The sequence below is a fragment of the Marinomonas sp. 5E14-1 genome (genome assembly GCF_039939215.1).
GTDB lineage: Bacteria > Pseudomonadota > Gammaproteobacteria > Pseudomonadales > Marinomonadaceae > Marinomonas.
This window is the reverse complement of the sequence record NZ_JBDXMW010000006.1, coordinates 71632-93885: the sequence shown is the minus strand read 5'-3', so window position 1 is coordinate 93885 and position 22254 is coordinate 71632. Positions and strand designations below refer to the sequence as shown.

Sequence of the window (22254 nt, the reverse complement as noted above, 5' to 3'; positions counted from 1 at the left end):
AGAAAAGATTATGAGCGAAGCAAAAACACACTCAATTGATATTTCAGCAATGCAGCGTAGCCAGCAAGCTTTGCGCATTGAAGACGAAACCGTTTGTCTTTCTGTTAAAGATTTGCATCTTTACTATGGGGAAAAAGAAGCGCTAAAAGGCGTGGATATGATTATCCCTGAGAAGAAGGTAACGGCTTTTATCGGTCCTTCTGGTTGTGGTAAATCAACGCTATTGCGTTGTTTCAACCGTATGAATGACTTGGTTGATAGTTGCCGTATTACTGGTGAGATCAACCTGCATGACAGCAATATTTATGAAAAAGGCACCGACGTTGCAGAATTGCGTCGTCGTGTTGGTATGGTGTTCCAAAAGCCAAATCCATTTCCAAAAAGTATTTATGAAAATGTGGCTTATGGCTTGCGTATTCAAGGCATTAACCAAAAGCGTGTGATCGACGAAACCGTTGAATGGGCATTGCGCTCAGCCGCTTTGTGGGACGAAGTAAAAGACCGTCTACACGAAAGTGCGTTAGGTATGTCTGGTGGTCAACAGCAGCGTTTGGTTATTGCCCGTACGGTAGCGGTAAAACCTGAAGTTTTATTGTTGGATGAGCCAGCTTCTGCCTTGGACCCAATCTCAACATTGAAAATTGAAGAGCTAATTCACGAATTGAAAAACGACTTCACCATTGCGATCGTAACTCACAACATGCAGCAGGCAGCGCGTGTGTCTGATTACACTGCGTTTATGTATATGGGGGATTTGATTGAATTTGGCGATACGAATTCTTTGTTTACTAATCCAAGTAAGCAACAAACTGAAGATTACATCACAGGTCGCTACGGCTAGGCGGAGGACGGATTATGAAAGAATTAACAACGGATCATATTTCTCAGCAGTTTAATAACGAGCTAGAAATGTTACGCCAACACTTTTTGACCATGGGTGGCATTGTTGAGACTCAGGTTCAAGATTCAGTTCAAGCTTTGTTAGACGCTAATGGCGAACTAGCAGAAGAAGTCAGAAAAAAAGACGCTTCTGTTAATGAACTAGATGGCTTGATAGACGAAGAATGTACTCGCATTCTTGCTAAGCGTCAGCCAGCTGCCTCTGACTTACGTATGATTTTGTCGATCAGTAAAGCCGTGAGCGAATTAGAGCGAATAGGTGATGAAGCGAAAAAGATCGCCAAATTGACTTCTGATTTGATCGACTGTGGTGAATCTCCACGAGGTTATGTTGAGATCAGCCGTATTGGTCAAATGGTGTCACGAATGATTCATGACTCATTGGACGCTTACGCACGACTAGATATCGAAGCCGCGATTAAGGTAGCGAAAAAAGACCGTGAAGTAGACCGTGAATACGAAGCAGCTTTACGTTCTTTAGTGACTTATATGATGGAAGATCCACGCAGTATTTCGAGCGTGATCAATGTCATTTGGGTACTTCGTTCACTTGAGCGTATTGGTGATCATGCCCGTCACACTTGTCAGCATTTGATCTTCATGGTGAAAGGTGTCGATGTGCGTCACGTGAACGTGAATGATTTAGCCGATGAAGTAAAAGGCGTGTAATAGTGTCAATCGGTCTCATGCTATTGTTCCAGACTAGCATGAGATCGATACCTTCTTAATCAATCCCTTTGTTCTGTTTCTCTCTTTTATACAGACTTTGTTATCATCTGGTTTTGTCTTTTTTGGTGATAACCTTCATGTTTACAATAGAAGTAAATACAACGTCCTCTCTGCAAGAAACCTATCAAGAATTAAACGCTCAACTAGCAGCTTTACTCAGTGGAGAGCGAGATTTCATCTGTAACGCTGCTCAATTTTCCGCTTTTGTCATGCAGACTGTTCCTGATCTTAACTGGTCTGGCTTTTACTTTGCTCGTAATGAAGAATTGGTGCTTGGACCTTATATGGGAAAAGTGGCTTGTACTCGTATTCCTTTTGGTCGAGGGGTGTGTGGTGAAGCGGCGAAAACCCAAGAAACACAACGTATCGAAGATGTTCATGCTTTTGATGGACACATAGCTTGCGACGCCGCTTCTGCTTCTGAATTGGTAGTGCCTGTTATTTCACAGGGTAAGTTGATGGGCGTTTTTGATATGGACAGCCCAAAGGTTGGGCGTTTTACTGAAGCTGATCAAACGGGAATCGAATTTCTCGTAGCGACTTTTGTTTCCGCAACGGATATGAATTGGGGGTTCGCAATTTAAGCGAATTCAGGTTGTTTATTTTCTATCAGCCTTTGAAGTAGGCTGCGAGTTCTTCTAAGGACTTGTTATAGACAACAGACAAGTTTTCGGTGATCAGTTTAATGCCTTGTTCATCCGCTGTTTGTGATAGCTCTTCGATCATTCGGCATTGCTCTGCAAAGTCTGTCATTGACATACTTAAGCTGGACGACTTTAGTGAATGACTGATGTCTTGCAGTTCTGTGAAGTTTTTAGCTTCCCATGCTGCGAATAAGTCTTCTAGCTTTTCAGCACTTTCATTTATATAAACTAAGCGTATCTCGTTAATGGCTACTTTTCCAAGTAGTTCAACAAGTGAGTCGAGATAAGAGTAGTCGATCATTTAAGGTACCTTGTCAGAATTTATTTATTACTTAAAAAGTTGAGTTATTCTCTTTTCTATCTGGCTCTGTAGCAGCGGGAATGACAGCTGCGTAATGTGTTGCTCGTCTTGTTTAACTGCATCGATACTGTAGCTAAGAATAGGCGTTCCTTGCTTTTTCCATTGCTCCATCATATCGAGTCCATCTCTTTCTAGCCAAGTTGAGTTACCTAGAATGACAGCGTCCAGCTTTTCTTTTGATGGATTGCTTCCTTCTTTGAAAAGAGTTGCCTTAAGGCCGAATGTTGCTAATTGATTGGATAGAACCTTTGCTAAGTGTGAATCTTCTTCGATAAGAAGTACATGTCTATTCGCGTAAGGTTGATGGCTGGGAGCCTTCTTTGGCTTGTCGATTTGAGTGGCGTCGCGTTCAACATAGTAGGGAATATCAACCCAGAATTCGCAACCTTTTTTAGGCGTATTATAAAAATGAATTTCGCCGTTCATGCATTTTACTAATTTATTGCATAAGGCTAAGTTTAAGCCAATTCTTCTTAATATGGATTCTTCGTTTTGAGGAAGCAGTGGATTCATTCTCAGGTTCTCTTGTAACTGATCTGGCATTCCTAAACCTGTGTCCTTTACAGCAATTTGTAGCATTCTTGTTTCTTGTGTGGAGGCTGGCGGCGTTGTCATCAACGGGATAGCAAGAATAGAAGGGCGAATTTGCACACTGATGCTGCCAGAAGGCGTATGAATCAAGGTGTTTTGCAGCAAGCTTATAATGATCTCTTTGAAGCGATTGAAATCGATGGTGATGTCTTTTGGTAATAGAGGATCGATGTAAGCAATACTTTGTAGGCCTTTTCTGGCCATTTGCGACTCAAACTGCATCAAGCAGGCTTCGACATGTTTTTGAAGATTGTCGGTTATATGCAAAAGAGAGAATCTGTCTGTCTCAATTTGCGCTAAGTCAGAGAACATTTCGATGCTTTGAAGCAACTGATCGCCAGCTTCTTCAATATGCTCGGAAAGCTCGCTAGATGATTGAGCGGAAGGCGTGTTTTTGACTGTCTGAGCAATGCCCTGGATAGCGTGGATTGGTGACCTAAGTTCTTGATGAATAAACGACAGCATATTGGCTTTATCTTCATGAATGGCCTGCATGCCTGTTTTTAGCTCATTGGTTTCTCTTAGTGACTTTTGTAACTTAATCAAAGCTTTCACTGTAAAGAAAGATAAGAGCAATAAACAGATTAATAGCACCATAGACAAAAACTGAATCGCGTTTAGACTGTGCTCAAAATCTTTACGGCCTTTATTTATGTATTCTGTGCTGCCTTTATTCACCAAAGAGACAAACTCATCAATCTTAGGTTGAAGGCGCTGAATACGCTCAATGATGTTTGTTAAATAAGAAATGTCACCTTGCTCTAACTTGGAAATGTTGAAGCTTAAAAGCTCTAATTCTCCATTGATTAGATTAAGTTGTTTTACAACTCGTCCTTTCTCAAAGTTGCGAATAAGCGAACCGATTTCGCCTTCTCTGAGTAAGTCGATTCGACTCATCAGCAAATCGTATTCAAAGAACGCATCGCCTTTTAACGGAAAAGCGCTTTCGTCCAACTCAACCAGATAATCCAATAAACGATAAGACTGTATTTGCAGTTGTAGTGCACACCAGAGTGAGCTTTCAAAGGTTTTTCGGCTATTGTCTTTAGCGCTACTGCTTGTGTAGGTGATAATGCCAAATAGAGAAACAGAAATTGTGATGATAAGGGTAATGAAAGCATACAGAACCGTTTTACGGAAGTTCGATAGCCATGCTTTTTGTTTGGGCAAAAGCATTTTTTACTCCGCGACAATAAGAGTTTTAATGCTGCTTACTTGCCAAATAGATCGACTGTAATACAGTTCTGACTTTAAGTCTTCGTTGGTATCAAAAGGGTAAATCACCATAATTGGGCCAAGATTACGAACACTCATCAGTATGCCATCTTGGTGTGTGGCAAAAATTGCCCCTTTCTCCGCGAAGTCAGAAAGCGGAATTTCCGTCATGTATTTATTTAAGGCGGTAACTTGGAGTAAATTGCCTTTATTTCCCAAAGAGTCGAGTAAGTCTATCGCTGAAAATCCTTGATAAGTATGCACCTCTTTCGTCCAAGGATTCTTTGTTGTTATGACGTACTGAGGGAGCGCTTTTAACATTGTCATATCGAACGCCGCTTCTTGATCAACATTCGTCACGTGAATTGCTCCAGATATCGTTAAAACGACTTTATGAGAAGGTTTCTCTAACGCATAAACAGAAAGAGAGAGAAGGCAGGAAAGCAATAATAGAGAACGCGTTAACAAGCCCATGGCAAACCTTAATTCTTTTGTAAATGATGATTTGTCTATGATAGACAAAAAAAGAGTGCTTGTGTTGTTAAACAGCGGCTTGTTCAGTCTAAAAAGACACAAAATATGGCATAGCAAGTGAATCATGAAGTAGTTTGTGGAGACCAGAAAGTCTCCGTGATATTCTGTGTTTTTTACTTTACCAAAAGGCAAATTTTACTTTGATTACCCAGCCCTTTAAAGTCGTAGGTGCTTTTCTGAAAGCCGTTCCTTTACTTCTCTCGAGAGATTTGAGGTTATTTATTTTGATTCCATTGCTGGCCAATTTTGCCTTAATGGGATTAATTTACATACTTGCGTTTAGTTACTTCCAAAGCTTGTTGGATTCGGCAATGAACTATGTGCCAGATTGGTTTTCTTTTCTGAATTGGCTGTTCTATTTGATCTTTGGTGCCATTATTAGCGTTCTGCTTTTTTACAGCTTTTCTGTTGGAATTAATATTTTGGCCTCTCCATTTATGGCTTTTTTAGCTGAAAAAGTGGAAGAAAAAGAAACGGGTAAGGTTTTTGAAGAACAATTAACAGCAAATGTGATAATGAAAATTATAGGGCGCAGTTTACAGAGAGAATGTCAGAAAATTTTATATTTTCTGCCGCGCTTTTTATTATTGCTGCTATTGTCTTTTATACCCATTGTGAATGTTATTGCTCCTGTGTTGTTGCTTTTGTTCTCTGCTTGGATGCTCGCTTTGCAGTTTATGGATTATGCTTTTGATAACAACAAGGTGAAATTTGGTGACATGAGACAGGCTCTTCGCTCCAAACCCTTGCTGTGTTGGACTTTCGGCGGCGTTGTCATGGTTGGTTTGGCGATCCCTTTGTTGAATTTATTTATGATGCCTATTGCGGTTGTTGCAGCAACTTTATTATGGCTCTCCACTTTTAGAGCAGAACATGGCGACTTTTCTGCTTTGTTAGATAATGCTAATGGAATATTGTAATGACCTTGAAAATATTAGTAGTAGATGACGCATCTTTTACTCGAGATTTGATTCGTAGAACCTTGCGCAAGCAGTTTCCTTCGATTGAGATTGAAGATGCAATTAATGGTCGAAAAGCACAGCAACTACTGGCAAAAATGCAATTTCATATGGTGCTGTGTGATTGGGAAATGCCTGAGATGACGGGCGTTGAGTTATTAAAATGGTGCCGCGAACAGCCGCAATATCAAAAAGCGGACGTACCATTTGTTATGATTACCAGTCGTGGCGATAAAAGTCATGTTGTTGAAGCGGTGCAAGCGGGAGTAACGGATTATCTTGGTAAGCCTTTTTCAAGTGAACAGTTAATCAATAAAGTTCTTTCTGCCGCGAAGAAACACAAACTGGATGGCCGCTTAGTATCTCAGAAGCCCCGTAAAGCCGATGCAGGAAATCAAAGCGTGGAAACCGCTTCTATTGATGTTTTAATGGAAGGAGGAAAATCTTCTCAGCCTATTCAAGCAACGAAATTTACTCACTCTGATGCCCCCGTCGTGACAGTGAAAGATGTGAAGTTGCCGACGATTGTCCGATTCGAAGAAAAGCAATTTCGCTGCATGGTGATCCAATTTAGTAAGCAAGAAGCCACTATGTTGATTAAAAGTGACGATGTAGTGCCTCAGGTATTAGGGCAAGCTGTGCTGGATTTGGAGCATAAGGGCGCAGTGAACCGTTTAAACTATTATGTGCAATCAGTATCCACGACAGAGAAGAAGCATGATTCAACCTTCTTAACCGTGACCTTGAGCTTAATCGACCAAGACAAGGAAAAAGAAGATTTTATCGCACAACTGTTTAACAGCTTATAAACGGGCGTGAAGGTGTTTAGGTAATAAATAGGGAAGCAAATGGCTTCCCTATTTTTTTTGTGGACCGCTTAGCTTTCATTGCCTTTGAAAATGAGGGTCGAGACAGACTCATGTTGTGTTCGGTTGGCTGGAAAATAGCAGGAGAAAGTACTGCCATGACCTGATTGGCTGCGGATTTGAAGTTTAGCGTCATGATGTAACAATACGTGCTTCACAATGGCCAACCCAAGGCCTGTTCCTCCGGTTTTGGAGCCTCTACCCTTGTCTACCCTAAAGAAGCGCTCAGTGAGTCTAGGAATGTGTCTAGGGTCTATTCCTAAACCAGTATCTTGTACAGAGAAAACGCCATTTAGATGGCTAGACTCCCATTTGATTTTCACTTCGCCACCATCCGGTGAATACTTGATGGCGTTTACGATTAGGTTCGAGAAAGCGCTATACAGCTCTTTGTAAGAGCCGTAAATATAAGCTTCAGCAGGAATTTTGACAGAAATGATGTGTTGCTCAGTCACAATGGATTCCACTGCACTTTGAATAGAATTCACAATGTCTAAAACTTTGTACCACTGATTCTCTTCACGTTTTTCATCGCTTTCTAAACGAGATAAAAGAAGCAAGTCTTCAATAAGGTGTTCCATGCGCTCAGACTGCTCAGACATGTTCACTATGCCTTTCTGCATGCTTTTCGGCAGGCTGTCTTTAAACATATCGAGGGTTTCTAGATAACCTTTAATCACTGTCAAAGGTGTTTTGAGCTCGTGAGAGGCGTTGGCAACAAAGTCTTTTCGCATTTGTTCGAGAAGATGCAGACGAGTGACATCTCGGATAAAAATAAGGTGATCGTTTTTATCGTACAACGTTGTTTGTATTTCTAGATAAACGCCTTCTTTTGCTGGGGACTTAATAACCAGCGGTTCTCCAAAGCGTTTCTGTGAGAAATAGCGGAAAAACTCCGGACTGCGAACGATGTTGGTGATTATCTGACCTCGATCTACAGGGCGCATCAGACCAAAAAAGTGAGCTGCAGAATTGTTCCACCACTCTAAATTTCCTTGGTTGTCCGCCATAATTACGCCTTCTTTTAAGGCGGTTGTCGAGCTTTCGATACGCGTTAATGCTTGGCGCATTCGACGTTTTGATTTACGTTGTTTTTTCTGCAAACGATAAACGGCATCAAAAACGTCTCCCCAAATTCCACTGGCTTCTGGAGGCGACGCCTTACTGGAATAGCGTAGCCAGCTATGGAATTGGTAAAGCTGGTACAGCTGCCAGTACAAAGACCCTAAAACATACAGCAATAATACCCCTAATAACTGACCTATGATCAGGCCAATGACAACACAAGCTGCAAGACCTGACAGCCAACTTAGTATGGTATTTCGCCAAATGTTTTTCATGCGGACCTTTTTGCTGAAAATCGGTAGCCTGTTCCTCGAACGGTTTGTATCAAAGAGTCGTGAGAGCTGCCAATGGCTTTGCGTAAACGACGAATATGAACATCAACGGTGCGTTCTTCTACATAGACATTACCACCCCAAACCTGATCTAGAAGTTGTGCTCTAGAATAGGCGCGTTCTTGGTGCGTCATTAAGAATTTTAGCAATCTGTATTCCGTTGGTCCCATATCCAAAGGTCGAGCCCCTATTGTGACTCGTTGGCTGATAGGATCTAACATTAGCCCTTCAATTTCAATCGGTTCATCAATGCCTTGGGGTGTTGCTCTGCGCAATACGGCTTTTAATCTCGCAACTAATTCACGAGGAGAGAAAGGTTTGGTTATGTAGTCATCCGCACCAACCTCTAAGCCTTGGATTTTGTTGTCTTCTTCACTTTTTGCCGTCAACATGATGACTGGAATTTCAGCCGTTGTGTTGTCTTTCTTCAAGCGACGAGTGAGTTCAATGCCACTGCCCCCCGGCATCATCCAATCAACAAGAATTAAATCTGGTCGGTGGTCGACGATAATTTCGTGGGCTTGCTGAATATTCTCGGCTTCTAAATATTCATAGCCTGCCATTTCTAGAGCAATCGCGATCATTTCGCGTATTGAAGACTCGTCATCAATAATTAATACTTTTTTACCGGTCACAGGATCTACCCTCACCTCAGGAACGGTTTTATTAAAGCTGTCAAATGTGACAGTTTGGTTAAAGTGTCACAACTTTGCCATATATTACAGAAAATAGCTTAAATTTAGACCAATGAAGAGACAAAAGCCAATGCGGTTATTATCTAGAAATGATCGAAAGCAGGCGGCTTTATCACGGCTTCGAGCTTGTTTAAATTGTAAATAAAATAATCCGACACAACACACAAGAGCAATAAAATACGGCCAATCTAATCCAGCCAGTATCCCCACCCAAGTTAAGAGAGACAAAGTCAGACCTTGCAGGCAAAGAATGATAAGCAGATCGTGTTCCCCAAATAAGATAGCCGTCGATTTGATACCGACTTTGAGGTCATCTTCACGGTCTGTCATCGCATAATAGGTATCGTATGCGATCGTCCAGAAGCAGTTGGCAATGAACAGCATCCAAAGTATAGGGTCTCTTAAGTCACCGCCTTGAGCACTGAACGCCATGGGTATTGCCCAAGAAAAAGCCAAACCTAGGAACAGCTGAGGTAAGTGGGTATATCGCTTCATAAAGGGGTAAAGTGCAGCAAGACCTAATCCGATAAATGACAATAAAATGGTTCGAACGTCAGTGAAAAGAATTAAAATAAAGCTTACTGCGCAAAGAGTTGCGAAAAGCGCTAGAGCTTCTTTTGCGGATACGCGACCCGAGGGCAATGGTCGGTTCTTGGTACGTTCAACGCTGCCATCTACATTTCTATCGGCATAATCATTAATCACACAACCAGCAGAGCGCATACTGAATACGCCTAAAATGAAAATAACAATGAGGCGCCAATCAGGCATACCATCAGAGGCGAGCCATAGTGCCCATAATGTTGGCCACATCAATAACAAAGACCCGATAGGGCGATCGAATCGCGTTAGCTCTAGGTAAACTTTCAATTTATTCATATAAAACCAAATGGTGATTTTAGTTGGTTGATATCATCAAAGAAGGCTTCGTTGACCAAGATTCCCACTCCGTATTGTTGGAAAACAGAACGTCTCGCCCATACGGTATTGGATTGATCTGGAAACATCTGTTTAGGCAGTTGAGTGACTTCGACACAGCTTCTAACAAGCGCTCTGTGTTTAAACAAATATCCGCCTAACGGTTTGTTTTTAAGATGTTTTACTTGTCGCCAATGACCTTTTAAGGATTTGGCTGGAATAATTGAACGCGCATAAATAACACTGACACCATCAACCTTTAATAAAACGGTGCGAATTCGAGCTGCCTCACGAGGGCGCAAAGCAAGTCGACGCCTTTCTCGTGCCGTTGGTGTTCCCCATGTGTCTTCAAGTACTTCAACCGTTAGTGTTCCCAGCGTTTGTAGTTTGGCTGTTAAAGAGGCTTTGGTAGTCAGCCAAGGCCAAAGAGTGGTTGGCACTTTTACCTTGTTGACTCTATGTACAGGTGCCCATCGATAGCCAAACTGCAAGGTCGCGGATTGATTCATCAATGTCATAATAAGCTAGGCATTTATCTTGTTAATTAAAGACGCCATTTTATGCAATTCGGCTGATTTTTTGAAAACCTCTTTTTCGCAGTTTTCGGCTTCTTCAAGTGTTAAGCCTATTCCATTGAGCACTTCAGGTTCAATATCAGCTTCGTGACGGAGCTGATAAGTCACGTAGAGCAGTTTGGCTAATACAGCGTGCTCTCCATAATAATGAGGCTTTTTGCTGTATCTGATGGCCATCCAAATATTGTCTGGCAAGCTCCAATAACGCAGTAGCCAAGATGCCAATTGTTCCTTGCTAAAATGCAGTATGTGCATTTCAGTAAACTCTGCTGCCAGATGCGCGTTAGCTTCTTGGTAGCGAGATAGAATGGAAAAATGAGGTGGCAAAATAGCGTTGATCGCAAGAAATCCGAAGTTGTGTAGCAAGCCTGCTAAGTAAGCATGTCCGAGCTTTGGACGGTTTTTAATTGGCATCGCTTTTACTAAGGATTCCATAAGTACAGCATTTGAAACAGAATCTAACCAGAAGTCTTCATAATGACGAGGTCCTTCTTCAGGCGTTTTAAAAGCGTTACCCATTGATAATCCAAGCGCCAAATTCATCACCATTTCAAAGCCGAGCACGCGAATAATGGCATCCTCTACAGACTCAATCGACCCCGGCGCTCCATAGTAAGGAGAAGACGCCCAGCTAACAACCTGTGCAGATAAACTTGGGTCTAATGCAATGACTTCACATAGTTCATCTGTTCCTGCGGACTTATCTGATGACAGTTTGATGATGCGATGGGAAGAAGCGGGTAAAGGCGGAACCTCTAATGTTTCTTCCAAACGTTGCTTGAGTCGTATGGACTGAAATTTACCGAGTGCTTGAAGAATTTGCTCTTCGTCATTTTCGTGGTTTTCTGCCGGTTTGTTGATTGCAGAAGTGTGAATAGAAATGCTTTCAAAACGATTTAGAGGGCCTGAAAACAGCTCTTTTAATTGGTTTCCTGTGATCTCTCGGTATTGTCCGTTGGTTTTGGTACAGATAAGAAAAGCTTGGTCATTTTCCAATATGCTGTTTTCTATAATTGTTATTACACTGTTGGGTTTTATAAGAGCATCGCCCGATGGATGAAAGTGAGCAACGGGCTCTAAACGACGTTTTGTGATGCGTGATACAGCAGCAATATCGAGCATGTTGCTTTCAGGGAAAAGAACCTGCAAACGACCAGAGTGATCTGCTAAATGCACCACTCGTATTCTCTGATTTTGTTGGTGGTCTGGTAAGACTTCCATAAAGGTTCTCGATTAAAACTATCAGACATAAAAAAGCCCCTCGTCGGGGCTTTTTCCAATATACCAGATTTTAAAACGAAGTTTCGAGTTTCGAATTAATGATTTAGGATTTGGCTTAGGAAGTTTTGAGTACGATCATGCTGAGGATTGTTGAAAAACTCATTTGGCTCATTGGCTTCAACGATTTCGCCGGCATCCATAAACACAACACGGTCGGCAACGGTTTTTGCAAAGCCCATTTCATGGGTCACACATACCATTGTCATACCTTCTTCTGCCAATTGGATCATAACGTCCAATACTTCCTTGATCATTTCAGGGTCAAGTGCAGAGGTTGGCTCATCAAACAACATGATACGAGGTTGCATACACAAACCACGAGCAATCGCCACACGTTGTTGCTGACCACCAGAAAGCTGACCTGGGTATTTCAATGCTTGGTTAGCGATTTTTACACGCTCCAAGTAATGCATTGCCATTTCTTCAGCTTCTTTCTTTGGTGTTTTACGTACCCAAATTGGCGCCAAAGTCAGGTTTTCCAAAATGGTTAGGTGTGGGAACAGGTTGAAGTGCTGGAAAACCATACCAACATCTTTGCGGATCGCTTCGATGTTCTTCAGGTTATCGTTCATTTCAACGCCATCAACCAGAATGGTTCCTTTTTGGTGTTCTTCTAGACGGTTGATACAACGCGTCATAGTTGATTTACCAGAACCAGAAGGGCCACATACAACGATACGCTCACCCTTTTTAATGCTGAAATTGATGTTCTTTAATACGTGGAAGTCACCGTACCACTTGTTTACATCGTTAAATTCGATGATTGCTTCTTCGCCCTGCGCAAGTTGAGCACGAGCCATATTTGTATTTGACATTATATAGACCTCAAATTCTTAACTAATTTCGCTTGTGCCCTGTTTCTAACTTACGCTCGATTCTCATACTGTAGCGAGACATACCAAAACAGGCGGCCCAATAAATGAATCCAGCAAAGGCATAACCTTCTATTGTTGTACCTAACCAGCTTGAGTCATGTGTTGCTGCTTGAATCCTACCAAGTAAGTCAAACATACCAACGATATAAACCAAGGTTGTATCTTTAAACAAACCAATAAAAGTGTTCACTATGCCAGGTATAACGAGTTTCAGTGCTTGTGGCAAGATAACCAAAACCATTGACTGCCAGTAGGATAGCCCCATTGCGTCAGCGGCTTCATATTGACCTTTTGGAATAGCTTGCAAGCCACCACGGATTACCTCGGCCATGTAAGCGGCAGAGAATAAGGTAATACCAATCAATACACGCATTAGCTTATTAAAGTTCATACCATCAGGTAGGAACAATGGAATCATAACTGATGCCATGAATAAGATGGTGATTAGTGGAACCGCTCGAATTGTCTCGATGAACACAATACAAACAGACTTAGCAATCGGCATGTTTGATTGACGGCCTAGAGCCAGTAAGACACCCAGAGGAAGTGAAGCAACAATACCAATAACACCCAAAAGAGTCGTTAGGAATAAGCCACCCCATAGAGAAGTCTCAACAACTTCTAACCCAAACACTCCACCAGCAAACAAGAAGTAGGCAATGATAGGGTAGACAACAATAATCCCAATGGACAAGTAGAGTTTATTGACAGATTTAATGGCGAAAGCACCAACCATTACCACCAGTAGAATCAAGGCAATATTAATACGCCATGTTTCTTCTGATGGGTATAACCCATACATAAACTGTTCGAAGTAAACCCCTATAAATGCCCAACAAGCACCGCCGCCAGTACAAGCTGCTTTTGATTCGCCTGTCCATGTTGCATCAATAATGCCCCATTGAATAATTGGTGGAAGCAATAGGTATAAAACATAAACACTAAACAGTGTCAGAAAAATATTAAGAGGGGACGACAATAAATTTTGGCGAACCCATGCCACTGCACCGACCGAATTAACTGGTGGTGGGAGGCTTGGTGATGGTTTAAATATAATAGCCATGATTAGCCTCCTAGCGCTCTACTAATGACATTTTTTTGTTATACCAGTTCATGAACATAGAGATAGATAAACTCAATGAACCGTAAACAAGCATACAAAGACCAATGGTTTCTATTGCTTGACCTGTTTGGTTTAGCGTCGTGCCCATAACAACAGCAACCAGTTCAGGGTAGGCAATAGCAGCACCTAACGAAGAGTTTTTCGCTAAGTTCAAATATTGGCTAGTTAATGGTGGGATGATAACTCGTAATGCTTGAGGCAATACAATCAAACGCTGAGTCAAATTGTCTTTTAAGCCTAACGATCTTGCCGCTTCTGTTTGCCCCCAGTTAACAGACAAAATACCTGCACGGACAATTTCAGCAATGAAAGAGCCTGTGTAGGTAGATAGAGCTACAAGAACAGCGACAAACTCGGGAGGTAGAACCATACCACCAGTGATATTGAAGCGGCTCTTTTGTGGTAAATCGAACTCTATTGGAAAGCCTGCAACAGCAAGGGATAAAAAGGTAATCCCGATTATCAATCCTAAAGAAGTCCAATAGGCTGGGAACCAAACGCCTGTTTTAGTTTGACGCTTCTTAGCCCAGGTAATCACGGCGATAGAAGCAACAATAGACAAAATAAAGCCAGAGATTACAAGACCAAAACCATCTTGAAAAATAGGGTTAGGAGAATAAATACCGCGCTTATTTAATAGGAAGTCTGCAAACTCATAACTATTACGAGGCGCAGGTAGCGCCGCTAGTACCGCAAAGTACCAAAAGAACATTTGTAGTAGTAATGGGATGTTACGCAAGGTTTCAACATAGACAGTTGCTAAACGTGCGACTAGCCAGTTTTTCGACAGTCGGGCAACACCCATGATGACACCAATGACAGTTGCTAACACAATCCCCATCAGGGAAATAACAACAGTGTTGATTAAGGCAACTACAAAAGCACGACCATAAGAGTTTGCTTCTGTGTACTCAATCAAATGAATAAGGATGGGAAATCCGGCTGGCTGATTTAGAAATGTAAAACCAGTGGAAATACCTTGATTAGCTAGGTTGGCTTGTAAGTTACTGAATAGGTAATAACCTACGAAAACTACCACGGCTAGAAGCACTATTTGAAAGATCAAGGCACGGGTGCCTGCATCATGCAAAAGGCTTTTGTTATTTGAAGTCGTTTTATCGCTCATCTTAATTCAGGCAAATGGAATGCTCGTCAGATGTGTAAGAAAGGGGGGAGAAATTCAGCGGCGATGAAAAATCGCCGCTGAATAAATACCCGAAGCAGGTTGCTTTAGGTATTAATAATTAACGTACTGGTGGCGCGTACATTACACCACCTTCAGTCCATAGATTGTTAATACCACGTGGAAGACCAACTGGAGTAGATGGGCCAACGTTACGCTCGAAGACTTCACCATAGTTACCTACTTGTGAAATAACATTGTAAGCCCAGTCTGCTGGAAGGCCAAGTTGAGCCCCCATATCACCTTCAGAACCTAGAAGTCGTTTGATGCCTGGATCATTCGTTTCGCTTTTGATTTTCGCAACGTTTTCAGAAGTGATACCCATTTCTTCTGCGTTAACCTGAACGAACATTGCCCAAGTTACGATGTCTTTCCACTGGTTGTCGCCATGACGAACAACAGGGCCTAGAGGCTCTTTAGAAATAGTTTCTGGAAGGATTACGTGAGCGCTTGGGTCTGCAAGCTTAGAACGGTGAGCAGCAAGGCCTGATTTATCTGTAGTGAACACATCACAACGGCCAGAAGCGTAAGCAGCTAGTGCTTCGTCTGCTTTTTGAACAACAACTGGAACGTAAGATAATTTGTGTTTACGGAAGAAGTCAGCCATGTTCAATTCTGTTGTAGTGCCTTGTTCAGTACAAACGGTTGCACCATCAAGGTCCAAAGCAGACTCAACGCCTAGGTCTTTACGAGCCATGAAACCTTGACCGTCATAGAAGTTAACAGCTGTGAAGTCTAACCCCAGAGAAGAATCACGAGTGTAAGTCCAAGTCGTGTTACGAGAAAGAACATCGATTTCGCCAGATTGTAGAGCGGTAAAGCGTTCTTTAGCAGATAGAGGAGTGAATTTTACTTTTTGAGCATCACCGAAAATGGCTGCAGCCGCTGCACGACAAGCGTCAACATCGATACCAGTCCAGTTACCTTCAGAATCTGCGTTGGAGAAGCCTGGAACACCTTGGCTAACACCACATTGGATAAAGCCTTTAGATTTAACGTCATCTAGTGTAGCTGCAGTCACTGCTGTGCTTAGAGTTGCTGCAACAGCTGCAGTAGATAGTATTTTACTAACATTCGATTTCATTATATTAAGCCTCCCGGGCATTTTTTACATATGTTGTTATATTGTTGAACTTAACGTCAGATTTATATTATCTGTAGTATTTATTAAGCAAACTTAGTGCCAACACTCTATTGTTCTTATTGTCAGATATATGTAGATGATTCCTCTACAAAGGACACTACATACATCTATAGAATTACTCTTTTTCGCCATAGTCAAGCAGAAAAGATTATAAGTTATACGTGATCTGCACTTTTTTCCGTATCTCCGGGTGTGACTTTTATATCTTTAATATTTATTTTTTCTGTAAAGCGTTAGTTTTCGGGGAATTAGGCTGACCGCTTAATTATTGTTCATAAGTGGTGCGAAATTCTTTTTAAAATGTTCCATTTTGTAGCGGAGGTGATTTTTTGCTTAATTCTGGTGCTTGTTCTTGGTTTTTTTACTATGCCCCTACTAAAGATATTGAATAAAGCTCTTTCCATAATTTGCAATCTGCATGATAGACTTAGGCATTAATTGAAGCTACGTAAGGAGATCCGTGTCAAATGGATAACTCAGTAAAACCACTCGATCGCTTAGACAAAAAAATACTTCGTGAATTACAGGTAAATGGCCGTTTATCGAATGTAGAACTAGCGAGCCGTGTTGGGTTGAGTGCCACTCCTTGTTTGGAACGTGTTCGTCGTTTAGAGCGAACAGGTTACATTACGGGTTACTGTGCTTTGGTAAATCCGAAAAAGGTGGACGCTGGTTTGTTGGTCTTTGTTGAAATTCGACTGAAAACAACATCACCTGAAGGCTTTAATGAATTTAAAACAGCGGTTGCTGAAATTCCAGAAATTTTAGAATGCCATTTGATTGCGGGCGACTTTGAATATCTTTTAAAAGCGCGTGTTTCAAATATGGACTCTTACCGTCTACTTTTAGGTGAAACTTTACTGACTCTGCCGCACGTTCGAGAGTCTCGAACTTATGTTGCAATGGAAGAAGTGAAAAGCACGACGGTTGTAAATATCCCATAATCCTGAGTGTGTACTTTGCATTTCATTGAACTTTTTTGCTTTAGTTTGATAGTTTTTCTAGTAGTTTTTTCAGCATTTTGGGCCCCATTCCTTTGACATTGACAATAGCTCTTTCGGATTGAAAAGGGCGCTCCGTAATAATCCTTTCTAGCGCTTTTTTGGGGATCCCTTTAACGGCTCTTAATTCAGCTTTTTTTATTTTATTGATAAGGCGATGTCCATCGCCTGAGCCTACTGACTCGGTGTGAGTAATGGATTCTTTTGGAGAGGTTGTCTGAAGCTCTCTTAGGTCAGTGGTATGTTCATTGCTGTAGATAGCTGCAGCATCAGACATAGCTTGGGTTTGGTAGAGAAGGTCGAAAAACACTTCATCAATTAGTGCATACTCTAAACCATCCCATTCCCTTAATTGTAATGAGAGTTGCCAAGTGCCCGTGGGTGGATGTTGAAAGAGCAAGTCGTAAGAGCAGTCGCTCAGAAAATGTTGCCCTCTTAATTCTCCTATTGTCGTAGAAGCGAGAAGCAGGTTTTGAGGTTCTCTATTTTGTTGGTTCTGGGCACTAAAGGCGATTTGAATTGTGCCGCTCATGTTCAGTTCATCTCTATTGCTTCCAATAAAGTCTGCAGAAATCATAACTCGGTCGTTTTCTATTTTGTAACCGCATCCTTGTATTGATAATTCTACACCTTGATTTATTTGTTCTAAAAAAGACATATCAGCTCCTTGAGATGAATTGGCTTGAACAGAATATAAGAAACTACCCAGTTCGAAAAATTTTATGAACATATCTAAGCAAATATAAAGCCAATAGCGACAAGGCCAACGATGGAGGAAGGCGTGTATTTCAGTGTGTATGTTATACGTTTAAATACTGGTCGTGATTGGGTAGCCACCTAGACAGAAGCGGGGAAATACTTTCAGGATATTGAGCGTATAGAATCGAAGCGGCGCGTTGCACATCATCCAATAGACTCTTATCTCTTTGCAAATCCGCTACTTTGAACTCCCACAAGCCCGTTTGTCGCGTGCCTAGAAGCTCTCCTGGTCCACGTAATTCAAGGTCTTTTTCAGCAATTTTGAATCCATCACTGGTTTCTCTCATGGTAGAAAGGCGTTCTTTCCCTTGTTGCCCTAATGGTGATTTATAGAGCAGAACGCAATGGCTGGCAGCTTGACCTCGACCCACACGTCCTCGTAATTGATGTAGTTGCGCTAAACCTAGACGCTCAGGGTTTTCTATGACCATTAAGCTTGAATTTGGAACATCAACGCCTACTTCAATAACTGTGGTCGCCACCAAAAGCTGAATTTCACCCGCTTTGAACTGGGCCATAATGTCGGCCTTTTCTTGTGCTTTTAGCCTTCCGTGCACCAATCCAATAGACAAGCCTTGTAATTGCTCTTGCAACAATAATGCTGTGTCCTCGGCAGCTTGGCATTGCAGCGCTTCCGACTCTTCGATCAAAGTACATACCCAATAAGCTTGCTTGCCTTGCTCGCAGCCACTTTTTACTCGATCGATGACTTCTTGCCGGCGTTGGTCTGACACCACAATTGTATTGACAGGTGTTCGCCCGGGCGGTAATTCATCAATGATTGAGCAATCCAAATCCGCATAAGCAGACATGGCCAATGTGCGAGGAATCGGTGTTGCTGTCATGATTAACTGATGAGGCTGAAATCCGTGCTTCATGCCTTTTTCTCGCAATGCCATTCGTTGATGGACACCAAAACGATGTTGTTCATCAATAATCGCTAAGGCTAAACGATCGAACTCAACAGTGTCTTGAAATAGAGCGTGTGTTCCCACAACAATTTGCGCTTCGCCAGATGCAATGTCTGCCAGCTCTTTTTCTCGCGCCTTTCCTTTTAGTTTTCCAATCATCCAGGCCACATTTAAACCTAAAGGCTCAAACCATTGGGAAAAGTTTATGTAATGCTGTTCTGCGAGGATTTCGGTTGGCGCCATAATGGCAACTTGATAACCGGCTTGCACGACGGAGGCGGCAGCTAAGGCTGCCACTAAAGTTTTGCCTGAACCCACGTCGCCTTGAACCAAGCGCAACATCGGGTGGCCTGTATTTAAGTCCGCCAATATTTCGTGAAAAACCCGTCGTTGGGCATTGGTTGGTGAAAAAGGTAATTGATTCAAAAGAGCTTTGCTCAGTTCGCCTGCATTCGGCACCTTGATTGAAAAGTCTTGTTTTGCCTTGATGCGTTTGCCGATGAGCGAGAGTTGATGCGCCATGAGCTCTTCAAAAGATAAGCGATATTGAGCAGGGTGTGAGCCGGAGCGTAGTTGTGCTAAGTCAGCTTCGCGAGACGGGTGATGCAGAAACAAGATCGCATCGCTCAGTGGCGGCAAACTGAATTGTGAACGAATTTCCTCAGGAAGCCATTCTCGTAAATTGTAAGGGGTTAGGCGTTCTAACGCTTGCTCACAGAGTTGACGAATTTTGGTTTGGGTCAAACCTTCTGTAAGAGGGTAAATAGGCGTGAGCTGCGCTGACTCTTCCAACTTTTCATCATCACCAATGACTTTGTATTCAGGGTGATAGATTTCAAAACCTGTGCTTCCTCGGCGAATTTCACCAAAGCAGCGAATGCGTTTACCTGCTTCAAGCTGCTTTTTTTGCGCCGCAGAAAAGTGGAAGAAGCGTAAGCAAAGCGCGCCAGTGTGATCTTTTATTCGACAGAGCAAACTACGGCGCTTGCCCATTTTGATTTCGCAGCCAGTCACTTGGCCTTCGATAACGGCTTCGTCGCCAAAACGTAAATGGCCGATTGGCACCACACGAGTTCGGTCTTGATAACGAATAGGCAAGTGGAACAGTAAATCCTGTACTGTGTGTAGATGCAATTTGGCCAGCTTTTCGGACATTGCATCTCCCACTCCTTTTAATTCTCGCACATCCTGTGCATCTAAGCCGTCAATCATCTGAGCTTCCTACAGATTTAATTGCTTGCAAGCATCACGAATGGATTGGCTTACTGCTTCAATGGCTTTTGGACGTGGGAAGCTTGCTCGCCAAGCAAGTGCTACCGTACGTTTCGGTGCAGGTGTAGTGAAAGGGCGAACTTCTAACATATTATGATCGATATTGGTGACAGCGGATTTTGGCAACACGGTGACGCCTAAGCCAGACGCCACCATATAGCGGATGGTTTCTAATGAGCTGCCATTGACGACAGTTCGGCCATCATCGAACTCGCTTTCTGTCACAATAGGACAGGCCTCTAAAACCTGCTCACTGAAGCAATGGCCTTTGCCTAGTAATAAAAGGTTGTCTGTAGATAGCTGATCGGTTTCTATACTCTCTAATGTCGTCCAAGGGTGTCCTTTTGGCATGAGAACAACAAACTCTTCTTCATAAATAGGCTGTGTTACGACATCAGGTTCGCGGAAAGGCAAAGCTACGATAATAGCGTCTAACTCGCCGTTACGCAGTTTTGGTCGAAGGTTCTCGGTTAAATCTTCTTCAATTGACAACGGCATACCAGACACAATTTTATGCAAAGAAGGAATCATAAAAGGGAAAAGGTAAGGGGCGATGGTAAAAATAGCGCCGACCTTTAATGGCCCTTTCAGCTGGTTTTTACCAGATGCGGCTAGTTCTTTGATCATGTTTGCTTGATCGAGAACGCGCTTCGCCTGAGTAATGATTTGTTCACCAAGTGGCGTGATATACACCGAACTTTTACTGCGTTCGAAAATGGCAGTACCCAGTTCATCTTCCAGCTTTTTTACTGCAACACTAAGCGTTGGTTGCGAAACATGGCAGCTTTCTGCAGCTTGTCCAAAATGCTTTTTTTCCGCTAGCATTACTATGTATTTCAATTCCGTTAATGTCATAACTCACCTTTTTAAAGTAGGTTGATTCATTGTTAATAGCTATGATAATACACCATTCAATAAAGTATACTCGTTGATTCTGTTATTGCAGAACATTTCTTGAGTCATCGCGTGTTATTAAATGTTACACGTAGGCAGCAATCAATCACCCCTCTGGAGGATAAAATGGCAACAATACTGATCGCTGGTTGTGGTGATTTGGGTTCGGGGCTAGGTCATGAGCTTGTTCCGCAAGGTTATAATGTCATTGGTATTCGTCGAACAGGCGTGGAATTCCCTGCTGGTGTGGCTGGTATTACTGGTGATTTGGTAGCAATGGAAGACAGTGCTCTTCCTGATGCCGATATCATTTTCTTGATCATGACGCCCAAAGGGCGAACGGAAGAAGCGTATCGGACCGCCTATTTTAATACGGCTCAAGTTTTGATTCGTAGATATCAATCACAAAGCAAGCTGCCTCAAATATTTTTTATTTCCAGTACGAGTGTTTATGGTGAAAGCCAAGGTGAGTGGATTGATGAAACAACGCCTGCGTGGCCTAAGTCAGTGACATCGAGCGTTCTTCGAGAAACTGAGTCGGCGCTGACTTCGGTATTTCCGACCGTGGCTGTTCGCTGTTCAGGGATTTATGGCTCAGGACGTTTTCGATTGCTACAGAAAATAGAAAGTGGCGAAGACTGGGGAGCGAATAGTTGGACGAATCGCATTCATCGCGATGACGTTGTGTCTGCTTTGGTGACTTTGACTGAATGTGCTGTTGCTGGAAAAGCGTTACCTAATCAAGTAATTGTTACAGATCAAACACCTGTTTCTATGTGGGAAGTGAAGTTATGGCTTGCAACCTGTTTAGGTGTTACGCCAGAGATCAAAAATGGCCTAGATTTTATCCCAACGTCAGGGAAGCGAATTCAAGGTCAGTATCTTTTGTCGCAAGGTTGGCGACCTCGTTATCCTAGTTATGTTTCGGGTTATCAAAGTCTATTGCTTGAATATAAAAATGATAGCAATCTGTCTTAATACGTATAAAAAAAGAGGCCGATAAAAGGCCTCTTTTTATGGTTTTCAATAGATTGAAGAGATTAGTCTTCCAGAACCATGATCCCTTCGATTTCAACTTGCACGCCTTTTGGTAAAGCGCGAACACCCATAGCCGCACGAGCAGGGTATGGCTGTTTAACAAATTGCGTCATCACTTCGTTAACTGTTGCGAAGTTACCTAGGTCTGTCATGAAAATATTGAACTTAACCACGTTTTCCAATGAACCACCTGCTGCTTCACAAACTGCTTGTAGGTTTTTGAAAACTTGCGTGGTTTGCTCAACAATGTCTTCACTGATGACTTCCATTGTTTCTGGTACCAAAGGAATTTGGCCAGAAAGGTAAACTGTGTTTCCTGCGCGAACGGCTTGAGAGTATGGACCGATGGCGGCAGGTGCGTTTTCTGTATGAACAACTTGTTTTGGCAT

Annotated in this window: 23 protein-coding genes; 7 read left to right on the top strand and 16 right to left on the bottom strand. The window is 42.3% G+C overall.

Going from position 1 to position 22254, the window contains the following annotated elements; all coding sequences use genetic code 11:
* Window positions 1-10 precede the first annotated feature (10 nt).
* From pstB to ABFY09_RS07180, 3 genes are all read left to right on the top strand, one after another.
* Window positions 11-841 carry a phosphate ABC transporter ATP-binding protein PstB gene (gene pstB / locus ABFY09_RS07190; protein WP_317005526.1) on the top strand — a complete coding sequence of 277 codons (831 nt, stop codon included), beginning with the start codon at window positions 11-13 and terminating at the stop codon, window positions 839-841.
* Between the two features lie 14 nt (window positions 842-855).
* Window positions 856-1569, top strand: a complete 714-nt coding sequence (gene phoU, locus ABFY09_RS07185; protein WP_347983623.1) for a phosphate signaling complex protein PhoU — start codon at window positions 856-858, stop codon at window positions 1567-1569.
* 137 nt (window positions 1570-1706) lie between these two features.
* Window positions 1707-2213: a GAF domain-containing protein gene (locus ABFY09_RS07180; RefSeq protein ID WP_347983622.1), complete on the top strand. Its 507-nt coding sequence runs from the start codon at window positions 1707-1709 to the stop codon at window positions 2211-2213.
* A 25-nt stretch (window positions 2214-2238) separates the two neighbouring features.
* Here the strand turns inward: ABFY09_RS07180 and ABFY09_RS07175 are convergent, their stop codons facing one another.
* Genes ABFY09_RS07175 through ABFY09_RS07165 form a run of 3 tightly spaced genes read right to left on the bottom strand, consistent with a single transcriptional unit; the run spans window position 2239 to window position 4914 of the window.
* Window positions 2239-2574 carry an Hpt domain-containing protein gene (locus tag ABFY09_RS07175; protein WP_347983621.1) on the bottom strand — a complete coding sequence of 112 codons (336 nt, stop codon included), beginning with the start codon at window positions 2572-2574 and terminating at the stop codon, window positions 2239-2241.
* Window positions 2575-2601: 27 nt separating this feature from the next.
* Window positions 2602-4401 (bottom strand): ATP-binding protein, encoded by a 1800-nt coding sequence (locus tag ABFY09_RS07170; RefSeq protein ID WP_347983620.1) that lies wholly within the window; start codon window positions 4399-4401, stop codon window positions 2602-2604.
* Window positions 4402-4404: 3 nt separating this feature from the next.
* On the bottom strand, window positions 4405-4914 hold the full coding sequence (locus ABFY09_RS07165; RefSeq protein WP_347983619.1) for a hypothetical protein: 510 nt from the start codon (window positions 4912-4914) through the stop codon (window positions 4405-4407).
* A gap of 200 nt (window positions 4915-5114) precedes the next feature.
* On the opposite strand from ABFY09_RS07165, the gene cysZ reads away from it, so the two are divergent.
* Both cysZ and ABFY09_RS07155 read left to right on the top strand, forming a co-directional pair.
* Window positions 5115-5894: a sulfate transporter CysZ gene (gene cysZ, locus ABFY09_RS07160; RefSeq protein WP_347983618.1), complete on the top strand. Its 780-nt coding sequence runs from the start codon at window positions 5115-5117 to the stop codon at window positions 5892-5894.
* Window positions 5894-6742 (top strand): response regulator, encoded by an 849-nt coding sequence (locus ABFY09_RS07155; protein ID WP_347983617.1) that lies wholly within the window; start codon window positions 5894-5896, stop codon window positions 6740-6742. The genes cysZ and ABFY09_RS07155 overlap by 1 nt, the downstream gene beginning before the upstream one ends.
* A gap of 68 nt (window positions 6743-6810) precedes the next feature.
* Here the strand turns inward: ABFY09_RS07155 and phoR are convergent, their stop codons facing one another.
* The 9 genes from phoR to ABFY09_RS07110 all read right to left on the bottom strand — a co-directional run bounded on the left by phoR (window position 6811) and on the right by ABFY09_RS07110 (window position 15930).
* Window positions 6811-8139, bottom strand: coding sequence for a phosphate regulon sensor histidine kinase PhoR (phoR, locus tag ABFY09_RS07150; protein WP_347983616.1), 1329 nt, complete (start codon window positions 8137-8139; stop codon window positions 6811-6813).
* Entirely contained in the window at window positions 8136-8831 is a 696-nt protein-coding gene (gene phoB / locus ABFY09_RS07145; protein WP_347983615.1) for a phosphate regulon transcriptional regulator PhoB, read from the bottom strand. The genes phoR and phoB overlap by 4 nt, the downstream gene beginning before the upstream one ends.
* Before the next feature lie 84 nt (window positions 8832-8915).
* Window positions 8916-9770, bottom strand: a complete 855-nt coding sequence (ubiA, locus tag ABFY09_RS07140) for a 4-hydroxybenzoate octaprenyltransferase (RefSeq protein WP_347983614.1) — start codon at window positions 9768-9770, stop codon at window positions 8916-8918.
* Entirely contained in the window at window positions 9767-10327 is a 561-nt protein-coding gene (locus ABFY09_RS07135; protein WP_347983613.1) for a chorismate lyase, read from the bottom strand. The genes ubiA and ABFY09_RS07135 overlap by 4 nt, the downstream gene beginning before the upstream one ends.
* A 6-nt stretch (window positions 10328-10333) precedes the next feature.
* A complete protein-coding gene (locus tag ABFY09_RS07130) occupies window positions 10334-11605 on the bottom strand; it encodes an HDOD domain-containing protein (RefSeq protein ID WP_347983612.1) in 1272 nt (423 codons plus the stop codon).
* A 95-nt stretch (window positions 11606-11700) separates the two neighbouring features.
* Window positions 11701-12480, bottom strand: coding sequence for an amino acid ABC transporter ATP-binding protein (locus ABFY09_RS07125; protein ID WP_347983611.1), 780 nt, complete (start codon window positions 12478-12480; stop codon window positions 11701-11703).
* A 22-nt stretch (window positions 12481-12502) separates the two neighbouring features.
* Window positions 12503-13603 (bottom strand): amino acid ABC transporter permease, encoded by a 1101-nt coding sequence (locus tag ABFY09_RS07120; RefSeq protein WP_347983610.1) that lies wholly within the window; start codon window positions 13601-13603, stop codon window positions 12503-12505.
* A 10-nt stretch (window positions 13604-13613) separates the two neighbouring features.
* Window positions 13614-14789 carry an amino acid ABC transporter permease gene (locus tag ABFY09_RS07115; protein WP_347983609.1) on the bottom strand — a complete coding sequence of 392 codons (1176 nt, stop codon included), beginning with the start codon at window positions 14787-14789 and terminating at the stop codon, window positions 13614-13616.
* A 118-nt stretch (window positions 14790-14907) separates the two neighbouring features.
* Entirely contained in the window at window positions 14908-15930 is a 1023-nt protein-coding gene (locus tag ABFY09_RS07110; RefSeq protein ID WP_347983608.1) for an amino acid ABC transporter substrate-binding protein, read from the bottom strand.
* 527 nt (window positions 15931-16457) lie between these two features.
* Here ABFY09_RS07110 and lrp point away from each other — a divergent pair.
* Window positions 16458-16934, top strand: a complete 477-nt coding sequence (gene lrp, locus ABFY09_RS07105) for a leucine-responsive transcriptional regulator Lrp (RefSeq protein ID WP_347983607.1) — start codon at window positions 16458-16460, stop codon at window positions 16932-16934.
* A gap of 40 nt (window positions 16935-16974) precedes the next feature.
* Here the strand turns inward: lrp and ABFY09_RS07100 are convergent, their stop codons facing one another.
* From ABFY09_RS07100 to ABFY09_RS07090, 3 genes are all read right to left on the bottom strand, one after another.
* Complete coding sequence (locus tag ABFY09_RS07100; RefSeq protein WP_347983606.1) at window positions 16975-17649, bottom strand: helix-hairpin-helix domain-containing protein; 675 nt, start codon at window positions 17647-17649, stop codon at window positions 16975-16977.
* Window positions 17650-17791: 142 nt separating this feature from the next.
* Complete coding sequence (gene recG / locus ABFY09_RS07095; protein ID WP_347983605.1) at window positions 17792-19873, bottom strand: ATP-dependent DNA helicase RecG; 2082 nt, start codon at window positions 19871-19873, stop codon at window positions 17792-17794.
* 9 nt (window positions 19874-19882) lie between these two features.
* Window positions 19883-20788 (bottom strand): hydrogen peroxide-inducible genes activator, encoded by a 906-nt coding sequence (locus ABFY09_RS07090; protein ID WP_347983604.1) that lies wholly within the window; start codon window positions 20786-20788, stop codon window positions 19883-19885.
* A 165-nt stretch (window positions 20789-20953) separates the two neighbouring features.
* Between ABFY09_RS07090 and ABFY09_RS07085 the strand changes: the two genes are divergently transcribed.
* Entirely contained in the window at window positions 20954-21805 is an 852-nt protein-coding gene (locus ABFY09_RS07085; protein ID WP_347983603.1) for an epimerase, read from the top strand.
* Between the two features lie 62 nt (window positions 21806-21867).
* Here ABFY09_RS07085 and ABFY09_RS07080 read toward each other — a convergent pair whose 3' ends face one another.
* Window positions 21868-22254: a RidA family protein gene (locus ABFY09_RS07080; RefSeq protein WP_347983602.1), complete on the bottom strand. Its 387-nt coding sequence runs from the start codon at window positions 22252-22254 to the stop codon at window positions 21868-21870.

Excerpts from the sequence above, each read along its gene's own strand:
- pstB (WP_317005526.1), top strand. The coding sequence starts at position 11 with ATGAGCGAAGCAAAAACACACTCAATTGATATTTCAGCAATGCAGCGT.
- phoU (WP_347983623.1), top strand. The coding sequence starts at position 856 with ATGAAAGAATTAACAACGGATCATATTTCTCAGCAGTTTAATAACGAG.
- ABFY09_RS07180 (WP_347983622.1), top strand. The coding sequence starts at position 1,707 with ATGTTTACAATAGAAGTAAATACAACGTCCTCTCTGCAAGAAACCTAT.
- ABFY09_RS07175 (WP_347983621.1), bottom strand. The coding sequence starts at position 2,574 with ATGATCGACTACTCTTATCTCGACTCACTTGTTGAACTACTTGGAAAA.
- ABFY09_RS07170 (WP_347983620.1), bottom strand. The coding sequence starts at position 4,401 with ATGCTTTTGCCCAAACAAAAAGCATGGCTATCGAACTTCCGTAAAACG.
- ABFY09_RS07165 (WP_347983619.1), bottom strand. The coding sequence starts at position 4,914 with ATGGGCTTGTTAACGCGTTCTCTATTATTGCTTTCCTGCCTTCTCTCT.
- ABFY09_RS07155 (WP_347983617.1), top strand. The coding sequence starts at position 5,894 with ATGACCTTGAAAATATTAGTAGTAGATGACGCATCTTTTACTCGAGAT.
- phoR (WP_347983616.1), bottom strand. The coding sequence starts at position 8,139 with ATGAAAAACATTTGGCGAAATACCATACTAAGTTGGCTGTCAGGTCTT.
- ubiA (WP_347983614.1), bottom strand. The coding sequence starts at position 9,770 with ATGAATAAATTGAAAGTTTACCTAGAGCTAACGCGATTCGATCGCCCT.
- ABFY09_RS07135 (WP_347983613.1), bottom strand. The coding sequence starts at position 10,327 with ATGACATTGATGAATCAATCCGCGACCTTGCAGTTTGGCTATCGATGG.
- ABFY09_RS07130 (WP_347983612.1), bottom strand. The coding sequence starts at position 11,605 with ATGGAAGTCTTACCAGACCACCAACAAAATCAGAGAATACGAGTGGTG.
- ABFY09_RS07125 (WP_347983611.1), bottom strand. The coding sequence starts at position 12,480 with ATGTCAAATACAAATATGGCTCGTGCTCAACTTGCGCAGGGCGAAGAA.
- ABFY09_RS07120 (WP_347983610.1), bottom strand. The coding sequence starts at position 13,603 with ATGGCTATTATATTTAAACCATCACCAAGCCTCCCACCACCAGTTAAT.
- ABFY09_RS07115 (WP_347983609.1), bottom strand. The coding sequence starts at position 14,789 with ATGAGCGATAAAACGACTTCAAATAACAAAAGCCTTTTGCATGATGCA.
- ABFY09_RS07110 (WP_347983608.1), bottom strand. The coding sequence starts at position 15,930 with ATGAAATCGAATGTTAGTAAAATACTATCTACTGCAGCTGTTGCAGCA.
- lrp (WP_347983607.1), top strand. The coding sequence starts at position 16,458 with ATGGATAACTCAGTAAAACCACTCGATCGCTTAGACAAAAAAATACTT.
- ABFY09_RS07100 (WP_347983606.1), bottom strand. The coding sequence starts at position 17,649 with ATGTCTTTTTTAGAACAAATAAATCAAGGTGTAGAATTATCAATACAA.
- recG (WP_347983605.1), bottom strand. The coding sequence starts at position 19,873 with ATGATTGACGGCTTAGATGCACAGGATGTGCGAGAATTAAAAGGAGTG.
- ABFY09_RS07090 (WP_347983604.1), bottom strand. The coding sequence starts at position 20,788 with ATGACATTAACGGAATTGAAATACATAGTAATGCTAGCGGAAAAAAAG.
- ABFY09_RS07085 (WP_347983603.1), top strand. The coding sequence starts at position 20,954 with ATGGCAACAATACTGATCGCTGGTTGTGGTGATTTGGGTTCGGGGCTA.
- ABFY09_RS07080 (WP_347983602.1), bottom strand. The coding sequence starts at position 22,254 with ATGCCAAAACAAGTTGTTCATACAGAAAACGCACCTGCCGCCATCGGT.